Source organism: Ureibacillus suwonensis (genome assembly GCF_042655065.1).
GTDB lineage: Bacteria > Bacillota > Bacilli > Bacillales_A > Planococcaceae > Ureibacillus > Ureibacillus suwonensis.
Map to the genome: position 1 here is coordinate 1 of NZ_JBHSNQ010000108.1, position 796 is coordinate 796.

6 tRNA genes and 1 rRNA gene are annotated in these 796 nt (G+C 50.9%); all 7 read right to left on the minus strand.

From position 1 onward, the window contains the following. Positions 1–52 precede the first annotated feature (52 nt). Positions 53–127: transfer RNA gene (locus ACFPOH_RS10870), tRNA-Gly, on the minus strand. A 12-nt stretch (positions 128–139) separates the two neighbouring features. Beyond that, positions 140–224 (minus strand) — tRNA-Leu (locus ACFPOH_RS10875). Positions 225–232: 8 nt separating this feature from the next. Then, positions 233–307: transfer RNA gene (locus tag ACFPOH_RS10880), tRNA-Lys, on the minus strand. Between the two features lie 4 nt (positions 308–311). Further along, positions 312–387: transfer RNA gene (locus ACFPOH_RS10885), tRNA-Thr, on the minus strand. A 5-nt stretch (positions 388–392) separates the two neighbouring features. Beyond that, positions 393–468, minus strand: a tRNA-Val gene (locus tag ACFPOH_RS10890). Positions 469–474: 6 nt separating this feature from the next. After that, a 5S ribosomal RNA gene (rrf, locus tag ACFPOH_RS10895) occupies positions 475–590 on the minus strand. An 83-nt stretch (positions 591–673) separates the two neighbouring features. Beyond that, positions 674–745, minus strand: a tRNA-Glu gene (locus tag ACFPOH_RS10900). Positions 746–796 lie beyond the last annotated feature (51 nt).

Sequence of the window (796 nt, forward strand, 5' to 3'; positions counted from 1 at the left end):
ACCGCAGGATTTTAAGTCCTGTGCGTCTGCCTATTCCGCCACCCCGGCTTTTTGGAGCGGAAGACGGGGTTCGAACCCGCGACCCCCACCTTGGCAAGGTGGTGTTCTACCACTGAACTACTTCCGCATGATGTAAATATGGTGCGGGTGAAGGGAGTCGAACCCCCACGCCGTAAGGCGCTAGATCCTAAGTCTAGTGCGTCTGCCAGTTCCGCCACACCCGCATAATAAATGGTGAGCCATGAAGGACTCGAACCTTCGACCCTCTGATTAAAAGTCAGATGCTCTACCACTGAGCTAATGGCTCACGATGGTGCCGGCGAAAGGAATCGAACCCTCAACCCACTGATTACAAGTCAGTTGCTCTACCAATTGAGCTACGCCGGCATATATGGTGGAGGATGACGGGATCGAACCGCCGACCCTCTGCTTGTAAGGCAGATGCTCTCCCAGCTGAGCTAATCCTCCATTTAAGCCTAGCGACGTCCTACTCTCGCAGGGGGAAGCCCCCAACTACCATCGGCGCTAAAGAGCTTAACTTCCGTGTTCGGTATGGGAACGGGTGTATCCTCTTTGCCATCGTCACTAGACTTATTATTTCAAAGACAAGAATTATTTTATCATAAACGCTAAGGTTTTCAATATATTTTTTTATTTTTTAATTAAAATTTTATGACCCCTACGGGATTCGAACCCGTGTTACCGCCGTGAAAGGGCGGTGTCTTAACCACTTGACCAAGGGGCCATGTATGAATGGCGGAGAAGGAGGGATTTGAACCCTCGCGCCGGGTTACCC